The sequence below is a fragment of the Serratia sp. NGAS9 genome (assembly GCF_009905295.1).
Taxonomy (GTDB): Bacteria; Pseudomonadota; Gammaproteobacteria; order Enterobacterales; family Enterobacteriaceae; genus Serratia; species Serratia bockelmannii.
This window is the reverse complement of sequence record NZ_CP047605.1, coordinates 3,436,969-3,455,927: the sequence shown is the minus strand read 5'-3', so window position 1 is coordinate 3,455,927 and position 18,959 is coordinate 3,436,969. Positions and strand designations below refer to the sequence as shown.

At 57.0% G+C, this 18,959-nt stretch carries 18 protein-coding genes; 3 read left to right on the top strand and 15 right to left on the bottom strand.

Annotated elements, in window-relative coordinates; translation table 11 throughout:
- Positions 1 to 6: 6 nt before the first annotated feature.
- Positions 7 to 1,011 (bottom strand): LacI family DNA-binding transcriptional regulator, encoded by a 1,005-nt coding sequence (locus tag GUC32_RS16465; protein ID WP_021505897.1) that lies wholly within the window; start codon positions 1,009 to 1,011, stop codon positions 7 to 9.
- Between the two features lie 407 nt (positions 1,012 to 1,418).
- On the opposite strand from GUC32_RS16465, the gene GUC32_RS16460 reads away from it, so the two are divergent.
- A complete protein-coding gene (locus tag GUC32_RS16460; protein ID WP_197819206.1) occupies positions 1,419 to 2,117 on the top strand; it encodes a hypothetical protein in 699 nt (232 codons plus the stop codon).
- A 149-nt stretch (positions 2,118 to 2,266) separates the two neighbouring features.
- On the opposite strand, the gene GUC32_RS16455 is transcribed toward GUC32_RS16460, so the two are convergent.
- Together GUC32_RS16455 and GUC32_RS16450 are read right to left on the bottom strand one after the other, a co-directional pair.
- Positions 2,267 to 3,085 carry a haloacid dehalogenase-like hydrolase gene (locus GUC32_RS16455; protein ID WP_197819205.1) on the bottom strand — a complete coding sequence of 273 codons (819 nt, stop codon included), beginning with the start codon at positions 3,083 to 3,085 and terminating at the stop codon, positions 2,267 to 2,269.
- Between the two features lie 444 nt (positions 3,086 to 3,529).
- Complete coding sequence (locus GUC32_RS16450; protein ID WP_099817395.1) at positions 3,530 to 4,441, bottom strand: LysR family transcriptional regulator; 912 nt, start codon at positions 4,439 to 4,441, stop codon at positions 3,530 to 3,532.
- Positions 4,442 to 4,548: 107 nt separating this feature from the next.
- Here GUC32_RS16450 and GUC32_RS16445 point away from each other — a divergent pair, with 107 nt between their 5' ends.
- On the top strand, positions 4,549 to 5,856 hold the full coding sequence (locus GUC32_RS16445; RefSeq protein ID WP_369435335.1) for a serine hydrolase domain-containing protein: 1,308 nt from the start codon (positions 4,549 to 4,551) through the stop codon (positions 5,854 to 5,856).
- A gap of 66 nt (positions 5,857 to 5,922) precedes the next feature.
- Here GUC32_RS16445 and GUC32_RS16440 read toward each other — a convergent pair whose 3' ends face one another.
- The 8 genes from GUC32_RS16440 to GUC32_RS16405 form a co-directional block, all read right to left on the bottom strand.
- A complete protein-coding gene (locus tag GUC32_RS16440) occupies positions 5,923 to 6,672 on the bottom strand; it encodes a glycosyltransferase family 2 protein (protein ID WP_043143064.1) in 750 nt (249 codons plus the stop codon).
- A gap of 103 nt (positions 6,673 to 6,775) precedes the next feature.
- Positions 6,776 to 7,855 (bottom strand): LPS export ABC transporter permease LptG, encoded by a 1,080-nt coding sequence (gene lptG / locus GUC32_RS16435; RefSeq protein ID WP_089196063.1) that lies wholly within the window; start codon positions 7,853 to 7,855, stop codon positions 6,776 to 6,778.
- Positions 7,852 to 8,922 (bottom strand): LPS export ABC transporter permease LptF, encoded by a 1,071-nt coding sequence (gene lptF / locus GUC32_RS16430; protein WP_099817396.1) that lies wholly within the window; start codon positions 8,920 to 8,922, stop codon positions 7,852 to 7,854. The genes lptG and lptF overlap by 4 nt, the downstream gene beginning before the upstream one ends.
- 28 nt (positions 8,923 to 8,950) lie before the next feature.
- Positions 8,951 to 9,517, bottom strand: coding sequence for a YtfJ family protein (locus GUC32_RS16425; RefSeq protein WP_089181689.1), 567 nt, complete (start codon positions 9,515 to 9,517; stop codon positions 8,951 to 8,953).
- Between the two features lie 20 nt (positions 9,518 to 9,537).
- Entirely contained in the window at positions 9,538 to 10,407 is an 870-nt protein-coding gene (locus tag GUC32_RS16420; protein WP_049203524.1) for a hypothetical protein, read from the bottom strand.
- A complete protein-coding gene (locus tag GUC32_RS16415) occupies positions 10,404 to 11,741 on the bottom strand; it encodes a lipopolysaccharide biosynthesis protein (protein WP_004935553.1) in 1,338 nt (445 codons plus the stop codon). The genes GUC32_RS16420 and GUC32_RS16415 overlap by 4 nt, the downstream gene beginning before the upstream one ends.
- 72 nt (positions 11,742 to 11,813) lie before the next feature.
- Positions 11,814 to 12,608, bottom strand: coding sequence for a hypothetical protein (locus tag GUC32_RS16410; RefSeq protein WP_043143074.1), 795 nt, complete (start codon positions 12,606 to 12,608; stop codon positions 11,814 to 11,816).
- A gap of 30 nt (positions 12,609 to 12,638) precedes the next feature.
- Entirely contained in the window at positions 12,639 to 13,364 is a 726-nt protein-coding gene (locus GUC32_RS16405) for a hypothetical protein (RefSeq protein WP_197824172.1), read from the bottom strand.
- Between the two features lie 371 nt (positions 13,365 to 13,735).
- Between GUC32_RS16405 and GUC32_RS16400 the strand changes: the two genes are divergently transcribed.
- A complete protein-coding gene (locus GUC32_RS16400) occupies positions 13,736 to 14,467 on the top strand; it encodes an ATP-binding protein (RefSeq protein ID WP_025303502.1) in 732 nt (243 codons plus the stop codon).
- Positions 14,468 to 14,535: 68 nt separating this feature from the next.
- Here GUC32_RS16400 and GUC32_RS16395 read toward each other — a convergent pair whose 3' ends face one another.
- From GUC32_RS16395 to GUC32_RS16380, 4 genes are read right to left on the bottom strand one after another with little or no spacing between them, the layout of a single operon-like run.
- Complete coding sequence (locus tag GUC32_RS16395) at positions 14,536 to 15,708, bottom strand: aminotransferase class I/II-fold pyridoxal phosphate-dependent enzyme (RefSeq protein ID WP_369435334.1); 1,173 nt, start codon at positions 15,706 to 15,708, stop codon at positions 14,536 to 14,538.
- The gene (locus tag GUC32_RS16390) at positions 15,695 to 15,955 is read right to left on the bottom strand and encodes an acyl carrier protein (protein ID WP_015378483.1); all 261 of its coding nucleotides are present in this window, start codon (positions 15,953 to 15,955) and stop codon (positions 15,695 to 15,697) included. Before GUC32_RS16390 ends, GUC32_RS16395 begins: the two co-directional genes overlap by 14 nt.
- A gap of 31 nt (positions 15,956 to 15,986) precedes the next feature.
- Positions 15,987 to 16,901 carry an NAD(P)-dependent oxidoreductase gene (locus GUC32_RS16385; RefSeq protein WP_043143080.1) on the bottom strand — a complete coding sequence of 305 codons (915 nt, stop codon included), beginning with the start codon at positions 16,899 to 16,901 and terminating at the stop codon, positions 15,987 to 15,989.
- The gene (locus GUC32_RS16380) at positions 16,898 to 18,637 is read right to left on the bottom strand and encodes a fatty acyl-AMP ligase (protein WP_099817399.1); all 1,740 of its coding nucleotides are present in this window, start codon (positions 18,635 to 18,637) and stop codon (positions 16,898 to 16,900) included. The genes GUC32_RS16385 and GUC32_RS16380 overlap by 4 nt, the downstream gene beginning before the upstream one ends.
- Positions 18,638 to 18,959 lie beyond the last annotated feature (322 nt).

Here is an 18,959-nt window from a genome sequence, read left to right as displayed (position 1 = left end):
CGCCCGTCAGCGATTCAACAGCGAGCCGGTGAAGAACTCTCTGCGCACCGGCAACTCGCCGCGCGGGCTGTGAATGGCGCTGAACAGCAGCTCCGCGGCGATCTCCCCCAGTTTCTGCGTATCGTGATACACCCCCGGAATGTGCAGGCCGTAAGCGCCGGCGCGCGGCGGCTCGTCTATCGAGAAGAACTTCACCTGCTGATAGAGCCCCATCTCGTGGCAGATGGCGATGGCGCCCAGTGTGATGATGCCGTTCAGGCCGATGATGTAATCCGGGCGGTTCTCCGGCTGCGCCAGATAGGCGCGCACTTCGCTCTCTTGCGAGGTGAAATCGTAGTCGCCGTTGATGATATGAATCTCACGGCCGCTGCCCTGCAAGGCCGCGACGATGCCGGCGGTGCGCGTTAAGGTGATCTCCGAATCCGCCGGGCCGCCGATAATCAGCAGCTTCTGCTCCGGCTGCTCCGCCAGATAGCGCCCGGCCAGCACGCCGATCTCGCGGTTATCGAGGAACACGCCGCTCAGTTGCTGATCGTAAAGATCGCGGTCGATCAGGATCAGCGGCACGCCGTACACCTCGGCCAGCTCGAGATAGGCGGGGCGGTAGCGCTTGTCGTCGCGCACCGCCGACAGCAGAATGCCGCGCGCCTTGTAGCCGAACAGCGCCTGGATGGCGCGCATTTCCGCCTCTTCGCTGCCGTCGGTGTCGAACAGCATGATCTGGTAGCCCTGCTGACGCGCAATGCGCGACACGGTCTTGATCAGGCCGGAATAGAACGGGTTGTACATGCTGCTGGTGACGATGCCGATAATCTGGCTGCTGCTGCTTTTCAGCCCCTGCGCGAACGCATTGGGCACATAGTTCAGCTCTTTGGCGATGGCGTGAATGCGCTCGCGGGTTTCCGGCTTGACCAGCTCGGGCTTATTGAAGGCGCGGGAAACGGTGATATTGGTCACCCTGGCGCGGCGGGCGATATCCACGATAGTGGCATTGGGATTGGCTTTCGACACCGTCTTTCCTTGCGTTATGCCTCAACAGATCCCTTATTGTAGGGAAAGGGCGGGGGCGGTGCTAGGGGAGTTGGCGGGAGAAGGGGCAAATAAGGGAATTAAAATAGAGATAATAATACCGTTGGTTTATTAATTTTGAATTGAATCATTTTATGTGGCTGTATTATGTTGGAGGAACCTTTGCTATGGTGTGGGTCATGGTCGAAGCTAGGTGTCAATGGCTGCTTTGTGCCAGGAGCGGATGTTACTGAATCCGCGTGATGTTAGTTAGAGGGGGGATGGTAGAGTTTAGTAAGATACCCCATGATAATGTTAGTTGAAGGTTGCTACGTAACAGAGATTTTTTATCACCGAAGACGTTGAGGGTTTTATATTTAAGTCGCAATGACTGTTAAGAGAGCGTAAAAATGATCGAAATAAAAAACTCGATAAATTGGTATTTAGTGAAGATTAATAAGTCTATAGCGGCGATAGAGACTTTTAAGTCGCCGGTAAATTATGATGAGTTAAGGTTTCAATATAGTATTCTTATTGAATCCATGTTCTCACTTATCGATTACATAGAAGACAAAAAAACGATCTTCAATAATAGCAAGTTTGAAATAGAAAGAAAGATAAAAAAGGAAATAGGTTTCGAAGGGAATATAATCATGGATTATATGAGAGAACTGAGAAACTCTATCATTCATAGAGGTGAAGATGTGGTCTCTGCGGGGAATGTGATTAACGGTAGATTTGCAATCTTAGCTCCAGATAATGTAACAAACAGGAGTGGGAACCTGATAGAAAAACCTAAGGATATGTTTTTAGATAAATTACTTTCTATTCTCGATAATGCCACGAAAAATGTCACTAAATCTGAACTGCATAGATTGAACGTCTTAGAAGAAAGCAATGTTCAGTCGATTAATGATTTGGCAACAAGAATAAAAAACATACCAATTCCACATCATGCTCCAGATGAAGTAAAAATGATGATTAAAGCTCATCAAGAAAAAACTTTGGAAGAAGATATTTTCTCGATGGCGACAGATCTTTATAATGCTTCTCTGATTAATTTGAAGGGAAATCTAGATATTCGGATGAATATCCAGCACTTATCATAATGCTTTTGTGATGATTTGATGTAAGTCTTCCAGAAGAGCGCGCCAGTAACATTTTGGGCCCTTAAGGCAATGTCCGCTACTCGTTCGCAGCGGACCTTCAGCTCAGGTAGCTTGTCCGCTTAGTGCCAAGAGCGGACACCATTGCCTAGCTATCCCTTTCTCTTAAATAATTGTAACAGTCCTTTTACTGTAACATCCAATTGACTCCCCTCATTATATAAAGCAGGAACAACATAATTAGCCCTTTCTTCAGCTATTAACTTCTCAACTTTTTCTTGCGTAGTCTGATTATTCCATTTTTTATTGTCAAACACAGCCAAAGAAACTCCGCCTTGATATCGAACCATTTTCATTGCTGGAATGTCTGTGTCTCCATCTCCAAAGTATATCATTTTTTGGAAAGGGATCTCGCGATCCTCAGGCTCAATGAATTTATTGATGGCTGCATTATCCCATGAGTTAGGAATGCCTTTATTTATTCTAAATAAAAACTGAGTCTTTGTAGTGTAATTGATTGCTTGTGCTGGCCATGTAACGGATTTACCATCAGGAGAATAATGATATTTACATGCATAGATATCACGGAATTTACAGCCTATGGATGTCCCTCTAATCATCGCATCTAAACCACTGGAAATTATGTAATGGTATAATTCCAAACCGTGTTGTTGAGCATAATCATTTATTCGCTCAAACCAGCCTTCAACACCGGGGAATAACGGGATTGATTTCCCATGTCTTTTCAAGTTGGCTTCAGTTAACTCTTGGGAACCAAGCTCACTTGCTTTCTCAGCAAGAAGTCCAAGATAAGACAATATTTCATCACCATCATCACTCTTGGCCCGCTGTTTAACGGACTGCCAAAAAGAGGCAATATCATTAATTCCTAAAGCGGGCATAAGTCCGTGTTGAGCACAATCACCTTCTGCTAGAGTTCCATCAAAATCATAAATTAACGCACATTTCATTGGTTATACCTACTTAACGTAACGCAAAACTATGGAACATAGTATGCAATGGTTGGAGACAACGCAGTGATGTCAAAGATGAGAACTATATTAATACTGCTTCAGTGAGTATATGTCAAAATATTAATACAGGTTTAAAATGGGTCAATAGAGATTTGAGCAGTATGTCAAATCTCTGCTCCACCAACTGGCTATTTCCTTTTGATTAATAGAACCAGATGTTAGTGATGCTCTAACTAATTGGACAAATAACAGTGAGCTTCTGCTTTTCGCTCAAAGCCGCCTCTCAAATGCCGCCAATCAAAGCAACAAACCAGCGCCAACAGCGCTGGAGCGATGGTGCTAAGGGGGGCACTGGTCGAAAACAGCAATCCCCCGCTCAAGAATGATCGTATAAACAACGCAGGTGATGATCCCCACGATCGACTACCGATAACAACACCGCTAATCTAGCCGCGACTTTTCACCCCCAACCTTCCGCCACAACCCCGGCAACAGCGCCAGCGTCTCATCAATCAGCGCACGCCGGTCATTGCCCGGCTTCCAGATGGTCACCATGGTTTGGCTGATCCCCTGGCTGCCGACTTCGGTGCGCAGCGTGCTGACGTTTTTCCACTGTTCCGCATGCATATGCGTCGGCAGGAATCCCCAGCCGCAGCCCTGTTCGAGCAGGGCGCGCAGCATCTCCAGTTCGTTGGTAAATATTGTATGCCCGGAGATTTGCAGGCGGCGCGCCACGGGTTCGTCAGAATCCGGGTGCATGATCACCTGCGGCGCGAGCGAGAGCTCCAGCAGTGAAAGCGGCTGTTCCGCGCTGGGGAAAAGCGTTTTAGCGGCGTAAAAATCCATCTCTATTGCCCCTAAGGCGCGCCACTCCATGGCGTCGCCCACGCTGCGGTTGCGCGCCTGGCAGATACCCAGATCGGCCTGGCCGTTTGCCAGCAGCCTTTCCGCTTCGTCGCGTGAGGCGTTAATCAGGCTCAGCCGCGTGTTGCGTTGGGCCATGGCGGCAATCAGCGCTTGCAACAGCGCGCGGGGTGTAAAGGGATCGTAGACCAGCGAGATTTCCTGCGCCGCGCTCTTCGGCACGTCTTTGGCAAACGCCTCAAACGCTTTCACCTGGCGCATCAGCAGGTGCGCCTGGCGCTGCAGCTGTTCGCCTTCCGGCGTCAGGTGCAGGCTGCGCCCCTCGCGCAGAAACAGCGCATAGCCCAAGCCATCCTCGAGAAAATCAATCAAATCGCGCAGCGTCGTGCGGTCTTTGCCCAGCTTGAGCGCGGCTTTCGCCAGGCTGCCGTGCTCGGCGACGGCGGTGAAGGCTTCCAGTTGGGCAAAGGAATAAATCAGGCTCGGCACGCGGTTCTCCCGTCGATTTTTCGGGGGATTTTCCCCCATCAGGCGTTTTTTATTATAGGCTGCGTTTTTTTAAGCTGAACGCCTTCCTGAGCTAAGCGAGAAAAAATATGAAAAGCAAAGTGTTTAACCGTAGCCTGCTGGCGGGCGTTGTCATCAGTCTCTGCAGCGGCCTGTTGGCGCCCGCCGCCCTGGCCGCCTGTGCGGGCACCGAACTCAGCGCCTGTCCCGCACCTTTTGATGCGCAATTGCCGGACACGCACAAGATGCTCACCTGGAGCCAGAGCGATCGGGTGATCGGTTTTCGTAACGACTACCGCAACTATGCCGGGGATGTGTTTCATCACGGCAATGCCGCACCGCTGCCGGCTGCCGCTAAACCGTTAAAGGACGCCAGTTATCGGGTGAATGGCAAAACCTACAGCCTGCAGGACTATCTGCAGCGCCAGAACGTCAGCGGCATGCTGGTATTGAAAGACGGCAAAATCGCCTGGAAATATCTTGGGGAGGGCAATACCGACGCCACGCTGTGGACGTCGCGCTCGGTGGGCAAATCCGTGGTCGCCACGCTGGTGGGCGTGGCGATTAAACAGGGCAAAATCCGCTCGCTCGACGATCTCATCACGCAATACGAACCCGATCTGAAAGGCACCGCGTGGGACGGCGTGACCCTCAGGCAGCTGATCACCCACACCTCCGGCGTGGCGTGGAATGAGGATTACACCAACCCGAAATCGGACTTCGCGCAGCTGACCGAGTGTGAAGCCAGGCCCGGCACCTACGCCTGCGTGCGCAAGCTGGTGGCCGGCTTGCAGCGTGCGCACCCTGCCGGGCAGAACTGGTCTTACTCCTCCGGCGGCGCGTGGCTGCTGGGCGACGTGCTGGAGCGCGCCACCGGCATGCCGCTGGCGGCCTATCTGCAGCAAAGCATCTGGCAGCCGTACGGCATGGCGAGCGACGGCGTGTGGCATGCCTACGCCAAAGGCCAGCACGACGTGGGCGCGCACGGCTTTAACGCCACGCTGGAAGACTGGGGGCGCTTCGGCGAGTTCATTCTGCATAATGGGACGTTGCCGAACGGCAAACAGATCTTGCCGGAAGATTGGGTAGCCCAGTCGGCCAACTGGACGCGGGCGGTGGGCTCGGTGTCGGCGGCGCATCCCAACGGCATTTACGGATTCCAATGGTGGAACAACGAAGTGCCGGTGAATGCGACCAACGTTGAGCCTGTTCCGCAGGCCTCCCTCAAGCATTCCCTGTGGGCGCTGGGGATCTTCGGCCAGATGATTATGGTCAATCAGGCGGAGAATCTGGTGATCGTCCAGTGGTCCACCTGGCCGCAGGCGGAGCCTTCTTTCAGCGCGCAACCGCTGGAGGCGTCGCTGATGTTTAGCGCGATAGCGAAGGAACTGCGTTAAGCCCGCGGAGCGAGCAGGGGCTGGATGGCGGTTGTCATTCAGCCCCTATTTCTGCCCTTAACGCTATCAATCTTTGCCATACCAAGATTTAAAATACTTTAGGAAACTGTAGGCCACGGCATAAAACCCAGTAACGGCGCCGACTTTGCCTTCCTTCCATGCGCCGCTCAGTACGTACCATTTGAAAAACGCGCCGATCGCGCTTACGACGCCACGAAATATCGAGGGCCTGATGTCTCTGTATTTGACTACCCTTGTCGTATAGCTATTGAGCTTATTGAGTATTTCATGGAGAGAATAAAAAGTATCGTGCTTAACATTGCCGGGAATGACCGACGTGTGAATATAGCCTTCAGCGGCATCATCTACCGGAGCATCATTGAACCTGACCTGTGTTCTATTGAACAGTCGAACGGGGTAGTCCGGTGAGGAGATGGGATAAATCGTTCTGACGGGCTGCCCGAGTACAAACCAATTCCTTTTTATTCTATAGGCTTGCTGTGGTGGCGGGTTTGCCTGCGATTTGAATGTTAAAATGGACGCTATGGTTTCGGCATCAAGGATTTCGTCGCTGTCCAGGCACAGTACCCAATCATGGTGAGATTGAGAAATCGCAAAGTTCATTTGTCGTCCATGCGTTTCGAAACGATGGTAAATAGGGCTTATTCCAAAGCTTTGGCAAATAGACAGCGTTTTATCCGTACTTCCGGAGTCCACCACAATCCACTCATCCGCAATGCCCATGAGTGGAGAAAGCACCTCGTGTAATAAACGAGAGGAGTTAAAAGTCAGTATACAAACAGCTATCTTTGCCATTAACTAACATCCTTAAAAATCGCTGAGCAGGTGAGCGCGTAATGTTTTCTCTGGAATGGAAATTGCGATTCTCTTCTTATCCCTTATCAACCTCGGAAAATGCCTAACCCCGCCGATCAAACCGATAAACCAGCGCCAGCGACAATGCCAGGAGTAAAAGCGGCGGGGCGAGGGCGGTGAAGGGCGCGTTGAGGGCGAACAGCAACCCCAGATTGAGGACGATCTGGTAAGCGATGTAGGTCAGCAGCCCGATGATGACGCCGAGCGCTAATCGGCTGCCCATGCCGGGCGCGCGCGGGGCGGTGAAGGTAAACGGGATGGCCAGCAAAATCATCGCCAGCACCAGCAGGGGCTGGCCGAGTTTTTTCCACAGCGCCAGGCGGTATTCGGTGCTGGGCTGCCCCGAGCCCTGCAGGTAATCGATATAGCGATCCAGCTGTTGGAGCGAGAAGCTGCCGGCCGGCAGGGTCAGCTCTTTCAGGCTCGGCACGGCGAACAGCGAGCGCCAGAGCAGGCTGTCTTGCCGCTGAATCGTCTCCTTTCTGCCTTGCCAGCTTTTTTGCATCACGTTGTGCAGCAGCCAGCTGCCGTCGGCGGCGGTGCTGGCGCTGTCGGCGTAAATGTAAGATTCCAGCGCGTGGTTGGCCTGATAGCGGAAGATCTCAATGCCGTGGGGCTGGTCGTTCTCATCGACGGTTTTGACCGTCACAAACTCGTTGCCGCGCCGCGCCCACAGCGGGTTAACGGTGACGTCGTTATCGTTCGACTGCGCCAGCGCGTTGTTCTTTATCTGCAGCGCGCGTTGCTGCAGCGGCGAAGCGGCCCATTCATCGAGGGCGCCGAGCGAGAGGTTCATCAGCAGCCCGGCGGCGAGCATCACCAGCGCGATGCGGAATATCGACATCCCGGCGGAGCGGATCGCGGTCAGTTCCAGACTCTTGGAAAGCTGCCCCAGCCCGACGATGCCGCCGAGCAGCGCGATAAACGGCCCCAGATCGACCAGGCTGCGCGGCAGGGTCATCACGGTCACCAGCAGCGCCTGCTGCCAGCGGTAGCCGCCCGGAGTGACGTCCTCCAGCTCGTTGATCAGCGTAAAGGTGGTGAACAGCGGGATGAGCAACCCGGCCGCGGCGGCGAAGCCGATGAACACGTTGCGCATTAGGTAGCGGCTAAAAATAGTCATCGGGAGGGTTTCCGCAGCAGGGATAAGTCGCGCGCCAGCAGCAGGGCGATGCCGACAGCCATCGCTATCGGCACCAGCCAAACGCCGGGGATCGTTGGCAGAGAGCCGTTGGCCACCAGCGTGCGGCAAATGTTGCCGCCATAGAAAATTACGGTAAACAGCACCGTGAGGGGCAGCAACGCGGCGTAGCGACCCTGCCGCGGCTTGATGCGGCTAAAGGGGATCGCCAGCAGCACCATCAGCACGGTGGTCAGCCCGCGGCTCTCGCGCCATTGCAGTTCGGCGGCGTCGCCCGGATCGGCGGAGCGCGCCAGTTCCGCCGGCGAGGCCGACTTGTGCCGGCTCTCGGCGCTGGGCACGAACGGTTTAAGCGCGATGTCAAAGTTGTCGTAATTCTGGCCGTTGTCGTCGGCGCCCTCACGATCCAGCACATAGGCGGTGCCGGTTTTCAGCCGCACGGCGGGGCTGGCGGGAGAGGCGTCGAGCACCTCCACCGACTGCGCGCGGTACAGGTTGGTGTGATGGCCGCCGCGCACATAAATCAGGGCGTCCGTCAGGTGGTTGGCCGTTTTGTCGACGTGATTGGCGAGGATCATACGGCCGTTGCCGCTGACGTTGAATTTGTCGGCCTGCAGGTGGCTCACGTCCAGCACCGATTGCGACTGTTGCTGCAGCTGATAAATATTGGCGTACGCCCAGGGCCTGCCATACAGCGACAGCAGCGTGACCGCTATCGCCAGCGGCACGGCGAGCAGCAGCACCGCCTTGTACAGCCGCAGCGGGCTGGCGCCGGCGGCCAGCATGGCGGTGATCTCCGCATCGCTGTACAGCTGGCTCAGCGCCACCGCCACCGAGACATACAGCGCGACGGGCAATATCATCTCCAGCGCGATCAGCGATTTATAGAAAACCACGTCGGCCACCACCCGCAGCGCCAGCGTGCCGTTGGCGGCGTCGGTCAGGTAGCGCTGGGCGGAGTAGCTGGCGAACATAAAGATCAGAAACCCGGCGATCATCATCACCAGGCGGCGGATCTCAACCGTGATATAGCGTTCAATCAAAGACATGCGTCATCGGCTCCCGGCGGCGTGCGCTTCATGGCGTCTCCTGCGCGATCAGGGTGCGCAGCAGGGCGATCACCTGGTCAACTTCCTGCGGGGTGAGTGCGCCGTCCTTCGCCCACTGCACGCGCCCGGCCTTATCCAGCACCACGATGGTGGAGCTCTCCTCCGGCAGCCGCCAGGCCATGCGCCCCAGCCCGTCGCTGTCGACGATGAACTGCGCCCAGGGGTAATGGCGTTTGTTTTTCTCGATCTTGCCGCGCACGAAGAAGCCGGAGCCCGGTATCGCGTCGTCGGTGTTAACGATGGTGGTCGGCTGGAAGCGATCGCCCGGCAGGTTCGCGTCCTTAACGGCGTTGATCAGCAGCGAGTTCTTCTTTTTGGCTGAGGTGCGCCCGGCGATGTACTGGATCACCCGCACCTTGCCCGCCAGTTTTGCGCTGTTCCACGGCCGGTAGCTGAAATCGCCGTTGCGCAGCAGCAGCTCGCCGCGATCGGCGATGGCGATCGGCGCCACCGGCCGGCCATGCACGAAGTTATGCGCAGATGCCGCCAGCGGTGACAGCAGCAGCGCAAGGGTCAGCAAGCGAGGTAACGTCATCATGGCTACGGGCAATGCGCTTATCTGCCCGCCGCGATGGCCGGCTGGGAAAACGACAGCGGAAAGCGCGCCAGCAGCAGCTCCAGGCGCTGGCGGATGTCGATATCCAGGATCGCAGGCCGATCATAGATATCGCCGCCGGCCAGCTTGTCCGCCACCATCACGTCATGCCGGTCACCCATCAGGCCGTTAATCGCCGCTAGGAAGCGCGAGATCTGCCGGGCCTCGCGGTTGTCGGGATCGATCGATCTCAGCGTGTCGTAAAACGAGACCTGGCGGCTGACGATTTTGCGCACGTCATGGAACTGATGCCCGGTCAGCGCCGGGCCGGCGATCAGCGTTTGCAGCTGGCGCATCTGCTCCTGGCGGTAGGTGATAAAGCCCTGTGCGCTTTCCAGGCGGGTGTGGCGCAGCGCATAACGCACGTATGACCACACCGGCTTGCTGAGCAGCAGCCGCAGCAGGTTGCCGTACAGCGTCAGGTTCTTCTGGTTGCCGTTGCGAAACGCGTCCTGAAAATGGCCGAGTACCACGGTGGTGGTGTGGAACAGGCGGTTGGCGCGGTGGGGGGCGCCGTACAGCTGCTGGGCGAAGCGCAAGTGCTTATAGCGGGCGCGGATATATTTGTAGCGCATGCGCGTAGCCGCCGCCAACTGCGGGTCTTGCAGGAAACCGTTCACCAGTTGCAGCAGCTCGCGGCGGGAAAAGCCGTCTTCCCAAAACTGCAGGCATAGCGCGTAGTTGTCCCGGATGCTCTCGGGGGAGCATTCCAGATCGATCTGCTGCGGCAGGCTGATATTCGCCTCGACCAGGTCATCCTCTTCCACCGCGACAAACAGCGCCTGGGTGGTTTCGGCGGAGAACTTCTTCCAATTCGTGATAGCGGTCATTGATTACTCTCTTTGGGCACATTCAGCCCCAACATAAAGCGATTGCGGTAGGCGCCGATCGTCGGTATCAGGGATAACAGCACGTCTAAACATTGCCCCAGTAAATAAGCGAAGGCGGCGCCCTGCACGCCGAAGGCATACGCCATCGACACCAGCAGCGCAATGTAGGCCGCCGAGGCCGTCGCCTGCGCGATCAGGAAAGCGCGCTGCTTGCCTGCCATAAACAGTAAGGATTCCTGCGGGAAGCCCATCATGGAGACGATGATCGCGCCCAGCATGATTTGAATCAGGTCATAGGCTTCCAGGTATTGCTGCCCGAAGACGGCGGAAATGAGCGGTTTGCCCACCAGCAACATCAACACCGCGACGGCCAGGCCGATGCCGCCGGCCAGCAGCGAGGAGCGCAGGCCCAACAGCCACGGGGTTTTGGTGCGCGGATCCAGGCGCATGATCTCGGGATAGAAGCTTTTTTCCAGCAGCTTGGCCGGGGTGCCCGTCGCATCGAAGAAGGTCATGGCGATCTTGAACAGCCCGGCGGCGGCCGGCCCGAGCACCACGCCCACCAGCACGGTGGTGCAGGAGTTGCGCGCGGCCCAGATGGTATGGGCAATGTTGGTGGTCCAGACGAAGTTCCAGGCGCCCTCGATGCGGCGCGCGACGTTGAACAGGCGTGGCCTCAGCGCGCCGTGGATATCGCGGCGGCGCAGTTCGCGCGCGGTGAACCACCAAAACAGCGTGCCGCCGATCAGGTTAGAGGCGTACCAGGTGACGATAAAGCCGGGGAACCCCAGATCGAAATAATAGGAGATGACGCTGCCCACTGCCTGCAGGAACGGCTTGATCGCCTGCTGGATGGCGATGAGATCGAAGCGGTTGAAGGCGCGCAGCACGCCGGTCGGCGTGGACGAGGTCATCGACGGGATCAGGGTGCAGTACAGCATGGCGAGCCAGAAGCTTTCGCTGTCCAGCCCCAGGGCGTGAGACAAGAACGGCAGCATGATCATGCCGCCCAGCACGGCGATGACGCCGCTGGCGATATCCAGGCCAAAGGAGAAGGCGACGACGTCGCGGAAGCGCCCGGTATTTTGATGCTCCAGCGCCGGGGTGCCGAATTGCACCACAAACTGCCAGGTCTGGAATTTGATGAAATCGCTGACCGCTTTGGTGTAGGCCTGGATCACCACCAGCACGCCGAACATTTCAGGCGACATGCCTTTCCCGGCGCAGGAGAGCGCCAGCAGGCCGAGCAGCGCGCTGGCGACGCTGCCGGAGCCTAAATAGGCGGCATTACGTAAAATGGAGCGAAACGCGCCATCGGAAAACCACCGTTTCATAACCAAAACCAGCCGTTATCGTTGTTTTGCTGCATTTTTTGTTCCGCCGTCATGCGCTTGCCCTGTGTGCGTTTAATAAACCTGAGTTTCTTCGCCGGCGTTTTCGCCGGGTTGCCCGATATCGCTCTGTGGGCGCTTCGCGGGATTCACTACGGCGGAAATGGCGTTGAGCGCGTTGCTCAGCACCTCGTCGTAAGGGGCTCTGGCGTCCAGCTCGATGATGCGCGCACCGTTGTACTGCAGGCGCACCATGGCGGCGATCTTGTCTTTCAGCTCTTCATAGCTGTGATCGGGCTTGCGGGAAAATGCCGTATCGACGTCGATATCAAGGCGAATGATCAGCGCCGGCCGATAGACGGCCATGCGTTGATATAAACGGCGTTCGCGCGCCGCCAGGCGGCTCAATAGCCAGCCTTTTGCGCGTTCCACGCCGATGCCGGGCCCATCGTAGTAAAAACCTGAAATTTCCGCCTGCGGGTAGCGATCGCTGACCACCAGCACGCCGCTCTGCGCCAGCCGTCGCACCTTGCGCAGGTTGGCGGCGCGCCACAGCGAAAAGCCGTACATGATCAGCGCCGCCCACAGCGCCGGCGGCCTGTTGCTCATGCGCTGGGTTTTATCGGATTTGGCCGCGAGGCGCCGTTCCAACCACACGCCGATGAACGGCAACTTCTTGATTTTGTCGCCGTCTTCGCCGGAGATCAGCCCCAAATAGCGGCGCTCCGTGGGGCGATGTTGCTGCAGGTTTTTCACCAGATCGGCGGTCAGCGTGGACTTGCCCGTGCCGTCGCTGCCCACCACGGCAATCAGCCCGGTGATGCAGGTGGGAGAGGTATCCTGTTCGGCGGTGAGTTTATTTTTTTTCATCTGTTTCGGTACGAAAAGGTTATTTGGCGGCTAGGCATTAGCGGCCCTCAGCGATATTTTAACGGCGCGCAGTGAGGCATCGAAAATACGGTTAGCCGGCTCGCGGCCGTCTAAATCCAATATGTTAGCGCCATTAAACGTCAGGTGCGGGATGACGGCGATCTTTTCACGCAACGCCGCCAGCGAGTGATCGGGTTTACGTGAATAGGCCGTTTGTTCGTCAATATCCAGCCGAATTAATAATAAGGGCTGATAAGACGCCATCCATTGGTACAGCTTTTGTTCGCGCTTTCTCAGCCCGCGGATCCAGCTATTGCCGCCGGTGGTTTTCGCCAGCTGCGGGCCATCGAAACGAAACCCCGCCACTTCGGCCTGCGGATAACGATCGGTGATCAGCAATGCGCCGCTGCGGCTTTTCTTCAGCATGCGACGGAATTTATAAACGCGCCAATAGGAGAGTAAAAAAATTACCAGCGCCGTGGCATTATCCGGCGGTGTGGAAGGGCGCTCATGCACGCGCTGCGATTTCTTCAGCAAATAACGCCCGAAGGGCGCGCCAATAATCGGCAGCGAACTGATCCATTCGCCGATGCGCCCGGAAGACTGGCCGAGATACAGCAGTTCGGCAGGTTCTTGTGCCGATAACGCGTTGACCAGGCTGGCAGCTAACGTGGATTTTCCCGAGCCGTCACAGCCGGTTATCGCTATTACGCGCACGGGCGAGCGATCAGATGAAGGTCTTATCTGCTGACTCACAATAATTGATCCAATGCGAAAAAAACTATTGTATTCCAATACGCCTTGGGTTCAAGATATTTATTGTGCTTTGCTGCGATAAAATAATGAGATTGGTATTCTTGTTCGCTATTTGAATTGATATTTATGGCGTTCGTTCTTGTTATTTTGTGCTAATTGTTCGTGCGCGCGCCGGTTTCGCTTTTTATGTTAATTTCCGGTAGGGCTCACGGTGAAAAAAGAGCAGAGGTTTTCAATTTTCGCTTAATATTTTGTGCTTTTTGGCGCCGCGCTACGGTAGATTTTTTCACGTAGCCGCCACGGCAATGATAAGCGACAGGTCGCTTCAAATATGGCACGCCGTTTCTGGTGTATTGAAAGAGAGTCTTATTATGAGTGCAAAATTTCCGCCGCTGATTGCGGTTATCGGCAGCGACGGATCGGGTAAGTCCACCGTTTGTGAACATCTGATCGCGTATATGAAACATTATGGCCCGGCGGTGCAAGTGCATCTGGGCAAACAGGCGGGCAACGTCGGCCGCGCGGCGGCGAAATTGCCGCTGCTCGGGCGCTCGGTGGGCAAGGCTATCGAGAGTAATACCAAAAAAGTCAAAACGAAAAAATCCCGCATCGGCCTGTTGCCGTCGGCGGTGATCATCGCTTTCGTGGGGCGGCGGCTGCTGCGTTTCCGCCGCATGCTGGCGTACCGTCGGCAAGGGTTCATCGTGTTGACCGACCGTTTTCCGCAGGCGCAAATCCCCGGCGCTTACGACGGTACGGTTTTTCCCGTCGACGTGGAAGGGAGCCGTTTTGTCCGTTGGCTGGCGGCGCGGGAGCGGGCGGCGTTCCAATGGATGGCGGGGCAAAAACCGGATCTGGTACTCAAGCTGAATGTCAGTCTGGACGTGGCCTGCGCGCGTAAACCCGATCACCGCAAAGCGGCGTTGGAGAAGAAGATCGCCGTCACGCCGTTATTGACGTTCGAAGGCGCCGACATCGTGGATCTCGATGCCGATCGGCCGATCGAGGAGGTGCTTTCGGCGGCGGAAAAAGCCATCGGGGAATTTATGGCGGCGCAGGGTTATCGCTATTCGGCTGATGGGGTATCAACGGCTGCGCACTGAGGTGCGCAGCGATTCGGCAGGGCGGCGATACCATTTTGGCACCGCCGCCGCGGCCGAGAGGGAAGGCTTTATTTTTTCAGCGCCGCAAAGGCGCGCACGATGGCGTCTATCTCTTCATCGCTGTGCGCGGCATTGACGCTGCAGCGCAACAGGGTGACGCCCGCCGGTGCGGCCGGTGGCAGCACCAGGTTTACATACACCCCGTGGGCGATCAGCTCGCGCCAGAAACGCAATCCTTCTTCTTTTGAACCGATTATCACCGGCACCACCGGGCTGATGCGCGGCCCCAGGGTATACCCCAGTTCGGCGAGGCCGTGGTACAGACGGTGCGCGTTGCTCCACAGCTTTTCCCGCAGCTCGGGATGGCGCGCGATTTTTTGCAGCGCCGTGCGCACCGATGCGATGCTGGACGGCGACGGCGAAGCGGTAAAGATATACGGCCGGCTGCTGTAGCGCAGCACGTCCATCCCTTTGCCGCCGACGGCGAAACCGCCGATCGAAGCCAGGCTTTTGCTGAAGGTGCCCAGGATAATATCCACGTCTTGCTCGACGCCGAGCGCTTCGGCCAGGCCGCGGCCGTGCTCACCCATCACGCCGAAGGAGTGCGCTTCGTCGACCAGCAGATAGCCGCCGAGCCGCCGCTTGATATCGACGATTTCCACCAGCGGGGCGACGTCACCCAGCATGCTGTAGATGCCTTCCACGATAATGATCGCCTCGCGGGCCCGCTCGCCCAGGCGCACCATGCGGCGCTCCAGATCGGCGGCGTCATTGTGGCGGAAGCGAATAATCTCCGCGCCGCCGAGGGCGCAGGCGTCGTAAATGCTCGCGTGGCTGTCCGCGTCGATCAACACCACGGCGCCCGGCCCCGCCAGGGTGCTGATGACGCCCAGGTTGGCGGTATAGCCGGTGGAGAAAACGATAGCGCTTGGGCGATCGAAGAATTCCGCCAGCTCCCGTTCCAGCGTCAGGTGCGATCCGTAGCTGCCGTTCGCCATGCGCGAGCCGGTGGTGCCGGTGCCGAGCGCGGCCAGGGCCGCCTGGCCGGCGGCGATCGCCTGCGCATCGAACGTCAGGCCAAGGTAATTATTGGTGCCGGCGAGGACAATCTTTTGATCGCCGATGCGCCCCTGGGTGGCGGAATAGACTTCGTCGATGCAGGTGCCGAACGGATTCAGACCGGACGTTTGAAATTGCTCACGGTCATTGGCGAGCCGCGCAAACTTATCATACAGTCCCATGGTTTTTCTCCAGATAAGGGCGCAGCGCGTCAAGCAGTTGCTCCGGCGTTCTGACATCAAGCAATATATTGATAGGAATGGAGATATCTAATTCATCTTCCAGCATCATCAGCAGATCCAAGACTCTGATGGATTCCAGGCCAAGATCATTGACGAGATCGCTATCAGGTTTTATTTCCACTCCGCCTTCGACGATACCTTGCAAACACGTCAGGATATAATCCATTACAGCATCGCGATTTAGCATAAGAACGTTGACACACCTCTAATTGGAATTATTAAAACAGCCCTTCGCGCAGTGCGCGCTCCAAACTTACCTGTGGAAACCAATTAATCTGTTGCGACAGCGCGTGATTACTGGCGGACCAGTCGTGATGCGTTAATTCTCGTATTTTGCTGCGCGTCAGCATCGGCTCTTGTTTGACCAGGCGGTTCCACACCACGCTGATATCCGCCAGGGCTTTCAGCAGCGGCAGCGGAATGCCCACCAGACGCACTGGCCCGTGACGCACGGCGGCGCCGATGTCGCGCAGGCGCAGCCAGTTATAGCCTTCGGCCACGCCGTCGCACAGTTCGTAAATATTCGGCTGCGCGGGTTCGGCCTGCACCCATTGGCTGACCGCCTTTGCCAAATCGCTCACGTGCAGAAAAGTGAGCTTGGCCTCAGGCGCGCCCAGCCGGGGCAGTACGCCGCGCAGCAGGCCGTTGAACAGCGGTTTCAGCTCTTTATCGCCCGGCCCGTAAACCGCCGTTGGGCGGAAAATCCCCAGCGCGATATCGCCGGAGGCGGCGATGAGTTGCTGCTCGGCGGCCTGTTTTGAATGGGCGTACCAGGACAGCGCCGGATGGCGGGCCGCCAGCGACGACATGAACAAGAAACGATTGCAGCGGCCGTTTTGCCTGGCCGCCTGCATCAGGTTCAGGCTGCCGGTGACGTTGCAGCGGGTGAACACCGCTTCCGCATGCCCGCGCACCTGGCCCGCACAATGCACGACGTATTCTGCGCCGCGCACCAGCTCGGTGAGCGAGGGCCGATCTTCCAGCGCGCCGGGGATCCACTGCAGGTTGTCCGCAGCGGCTTTTCCGGCTTGCCGCGTCAGGGCGCGCACGTTAAACCCTTGCGCCAGCAGTTCCTGGACGATATGCCGGCCGATAAAGCCGGTCGCGCCCGTCACTGCGACGGTGCCGCTCATTGCGCGAAACCGGCCAGCTGCGGCATTTGCGGATAGAGCGAAGCGCTCAGCCAGCGTTTTTTGGCCTCCGCACGGGCGGGTTTGCCCGATGACGTGCGGGGAATGCTGTGCGGCGGCAGCAGCTCGATGTCCACCGCAATGCCGAACTCGCTTTGAATGCGCGCGCTCAGCGAATGCACGATTTGTTCTCGGCGTTCTTCTGAACTGACTCGGCACTGGATTTGCAAAATGATCCTGGCCGCTTCGTCGTGTTCTTCAGTCACGAAGGCAATCGCATCGCCGGAACGGATTTCCGGTTCGGATTCCGCGACGTACTCGATATCCTGTGGCCAGATATTGCGGCCGCGAATGATGATCAAGTCCTTCTTGCGGCCGGTGACGTACAGATAGCCGTCCAGCAGGTAGCCCAGATCGCCGGTATCCATCCAGCCGGTCACCTGAATTTGCTTCTGAGATTCATCGTCGCAGAAATAGCCGTTCATCAGGCTGGGGCCGGAAATCGTGATATGGCCGACCTGGCGCTCCGGCAGCGCTTGCCCGGTTTCGCTGCGGATCTCGATGCGGTGGCCGGGCAGCGCACGGCCGCAGTTGACGAAGGTCGAGACGGCGCGGGTTTTTTTGCCCGGCGCGACCGCTTTACCCTCGTACTCCAAAATATCGCGGTCGACTGCGTTGGTTTGCGGGCCGGAGCAAGGATCGGAAAAGCTCACCGCCAGGGTGTTCTCGGCCAGGCCGTAACACGGCATGAAGGCTTTGCTGTCGAAGTTGATGCTGCTGAAGTGTTCGCCAAACTGGCCGAGCAGCTCGGCCGGGATCGGCTCGGCGCCTACGCCGGCAACCCGCCAGCTGGAAAGATCCAGATCGGCCAGCTCTTTGGCGTTGCTGCGGCGTAGACACAGATCGTAGCCGAACGGCGGGGCGACGGACACTGTGCCGCGATTCTTGGCGATCAGTTTCAGCCACTGCATCGGGCGCATGGCGAAATCTTGCGTGCGCAGATAATCGACGGACAGCTGGGTCGCTACCGGCGTCAGCAGGAAACCGACCAGGCCCATGTCGTGATAGAAGGGCAGCCATGAAACGCAGCGATCGCCCGCACGCAGCTTGATCCCGTCGCGGCTGATCGCGTTCAGGTTCGCCATGGCCGCCCGCTGGGTAATGATCACGCCGCGCGGAAAGCGGGTGCTGCCCGAGGTGTATTGGAGGTAGGCGATATCGTCGGGCGAAGGCGCGGGCAACGCGATCTCCGGCTCCGGCAAGGCGTTAAAATCCTCGTCGCTGAGGATGTGCATCGCCGACGTGTTTTCCGTAGCCGACGCGATGAGCGGTGTCCACTCTTCGCTGCTGATGATAGCCGCCGGGTTGCAACTGGCGATCAGCCCTTTCAGTTTGGCGGTGTAGGAGTCGCGCTGGCCCACGCCCATCGGGATCGCCAACGGTACCGCCACCAGGCCGGCATATTGGCACGCAAAAAAGGCTTCGACGAATCCCGCGCTGGTTTCGGCGATAAGCGCCACGCGATCGCCTTTCTTGAGCTTCAGGGACAATAAACGCCGCGCGCCCGAGATCGCTTTTTGCTGCAGCGTGCGATATTCGAGAACGGTCACGAGTTGATTGCGACGGTCGTAAAAATTCATTCCCGTATTGCCCAGCGCCGCGTAATCCAACGCGTCCACTAAAGTGGGGAAGTCCGCATAGCGCATAGGAAGAGAATGAACGGAACTTGTTTCAGACATAGACAAACTTAGCCATAGATTAAAAATCACCAAAAGAGAAAAATCACTCTTGGCGAGGTAATTGATGTTTTACTATGAATAGGTTTTTGAATAAGTTTGTTATTCAACCATCTTCATTCCGCGAACAGCGTATATTGCCGTGCTTGAGCGGCACGCCGGTTATTAACCGGTCAGAGCGCGAGTAGCCCGTGCTATCAGCCTGAACGGCACCCCGGCGATATACGAGAGGCTATTGTAATATCCGGGTTTCGCCGTTCTTTAGTCTGCATCTGTCGGGCAGGAAATAACTGTCGGCTCATAGGTTATGACCTCATGCATGGCT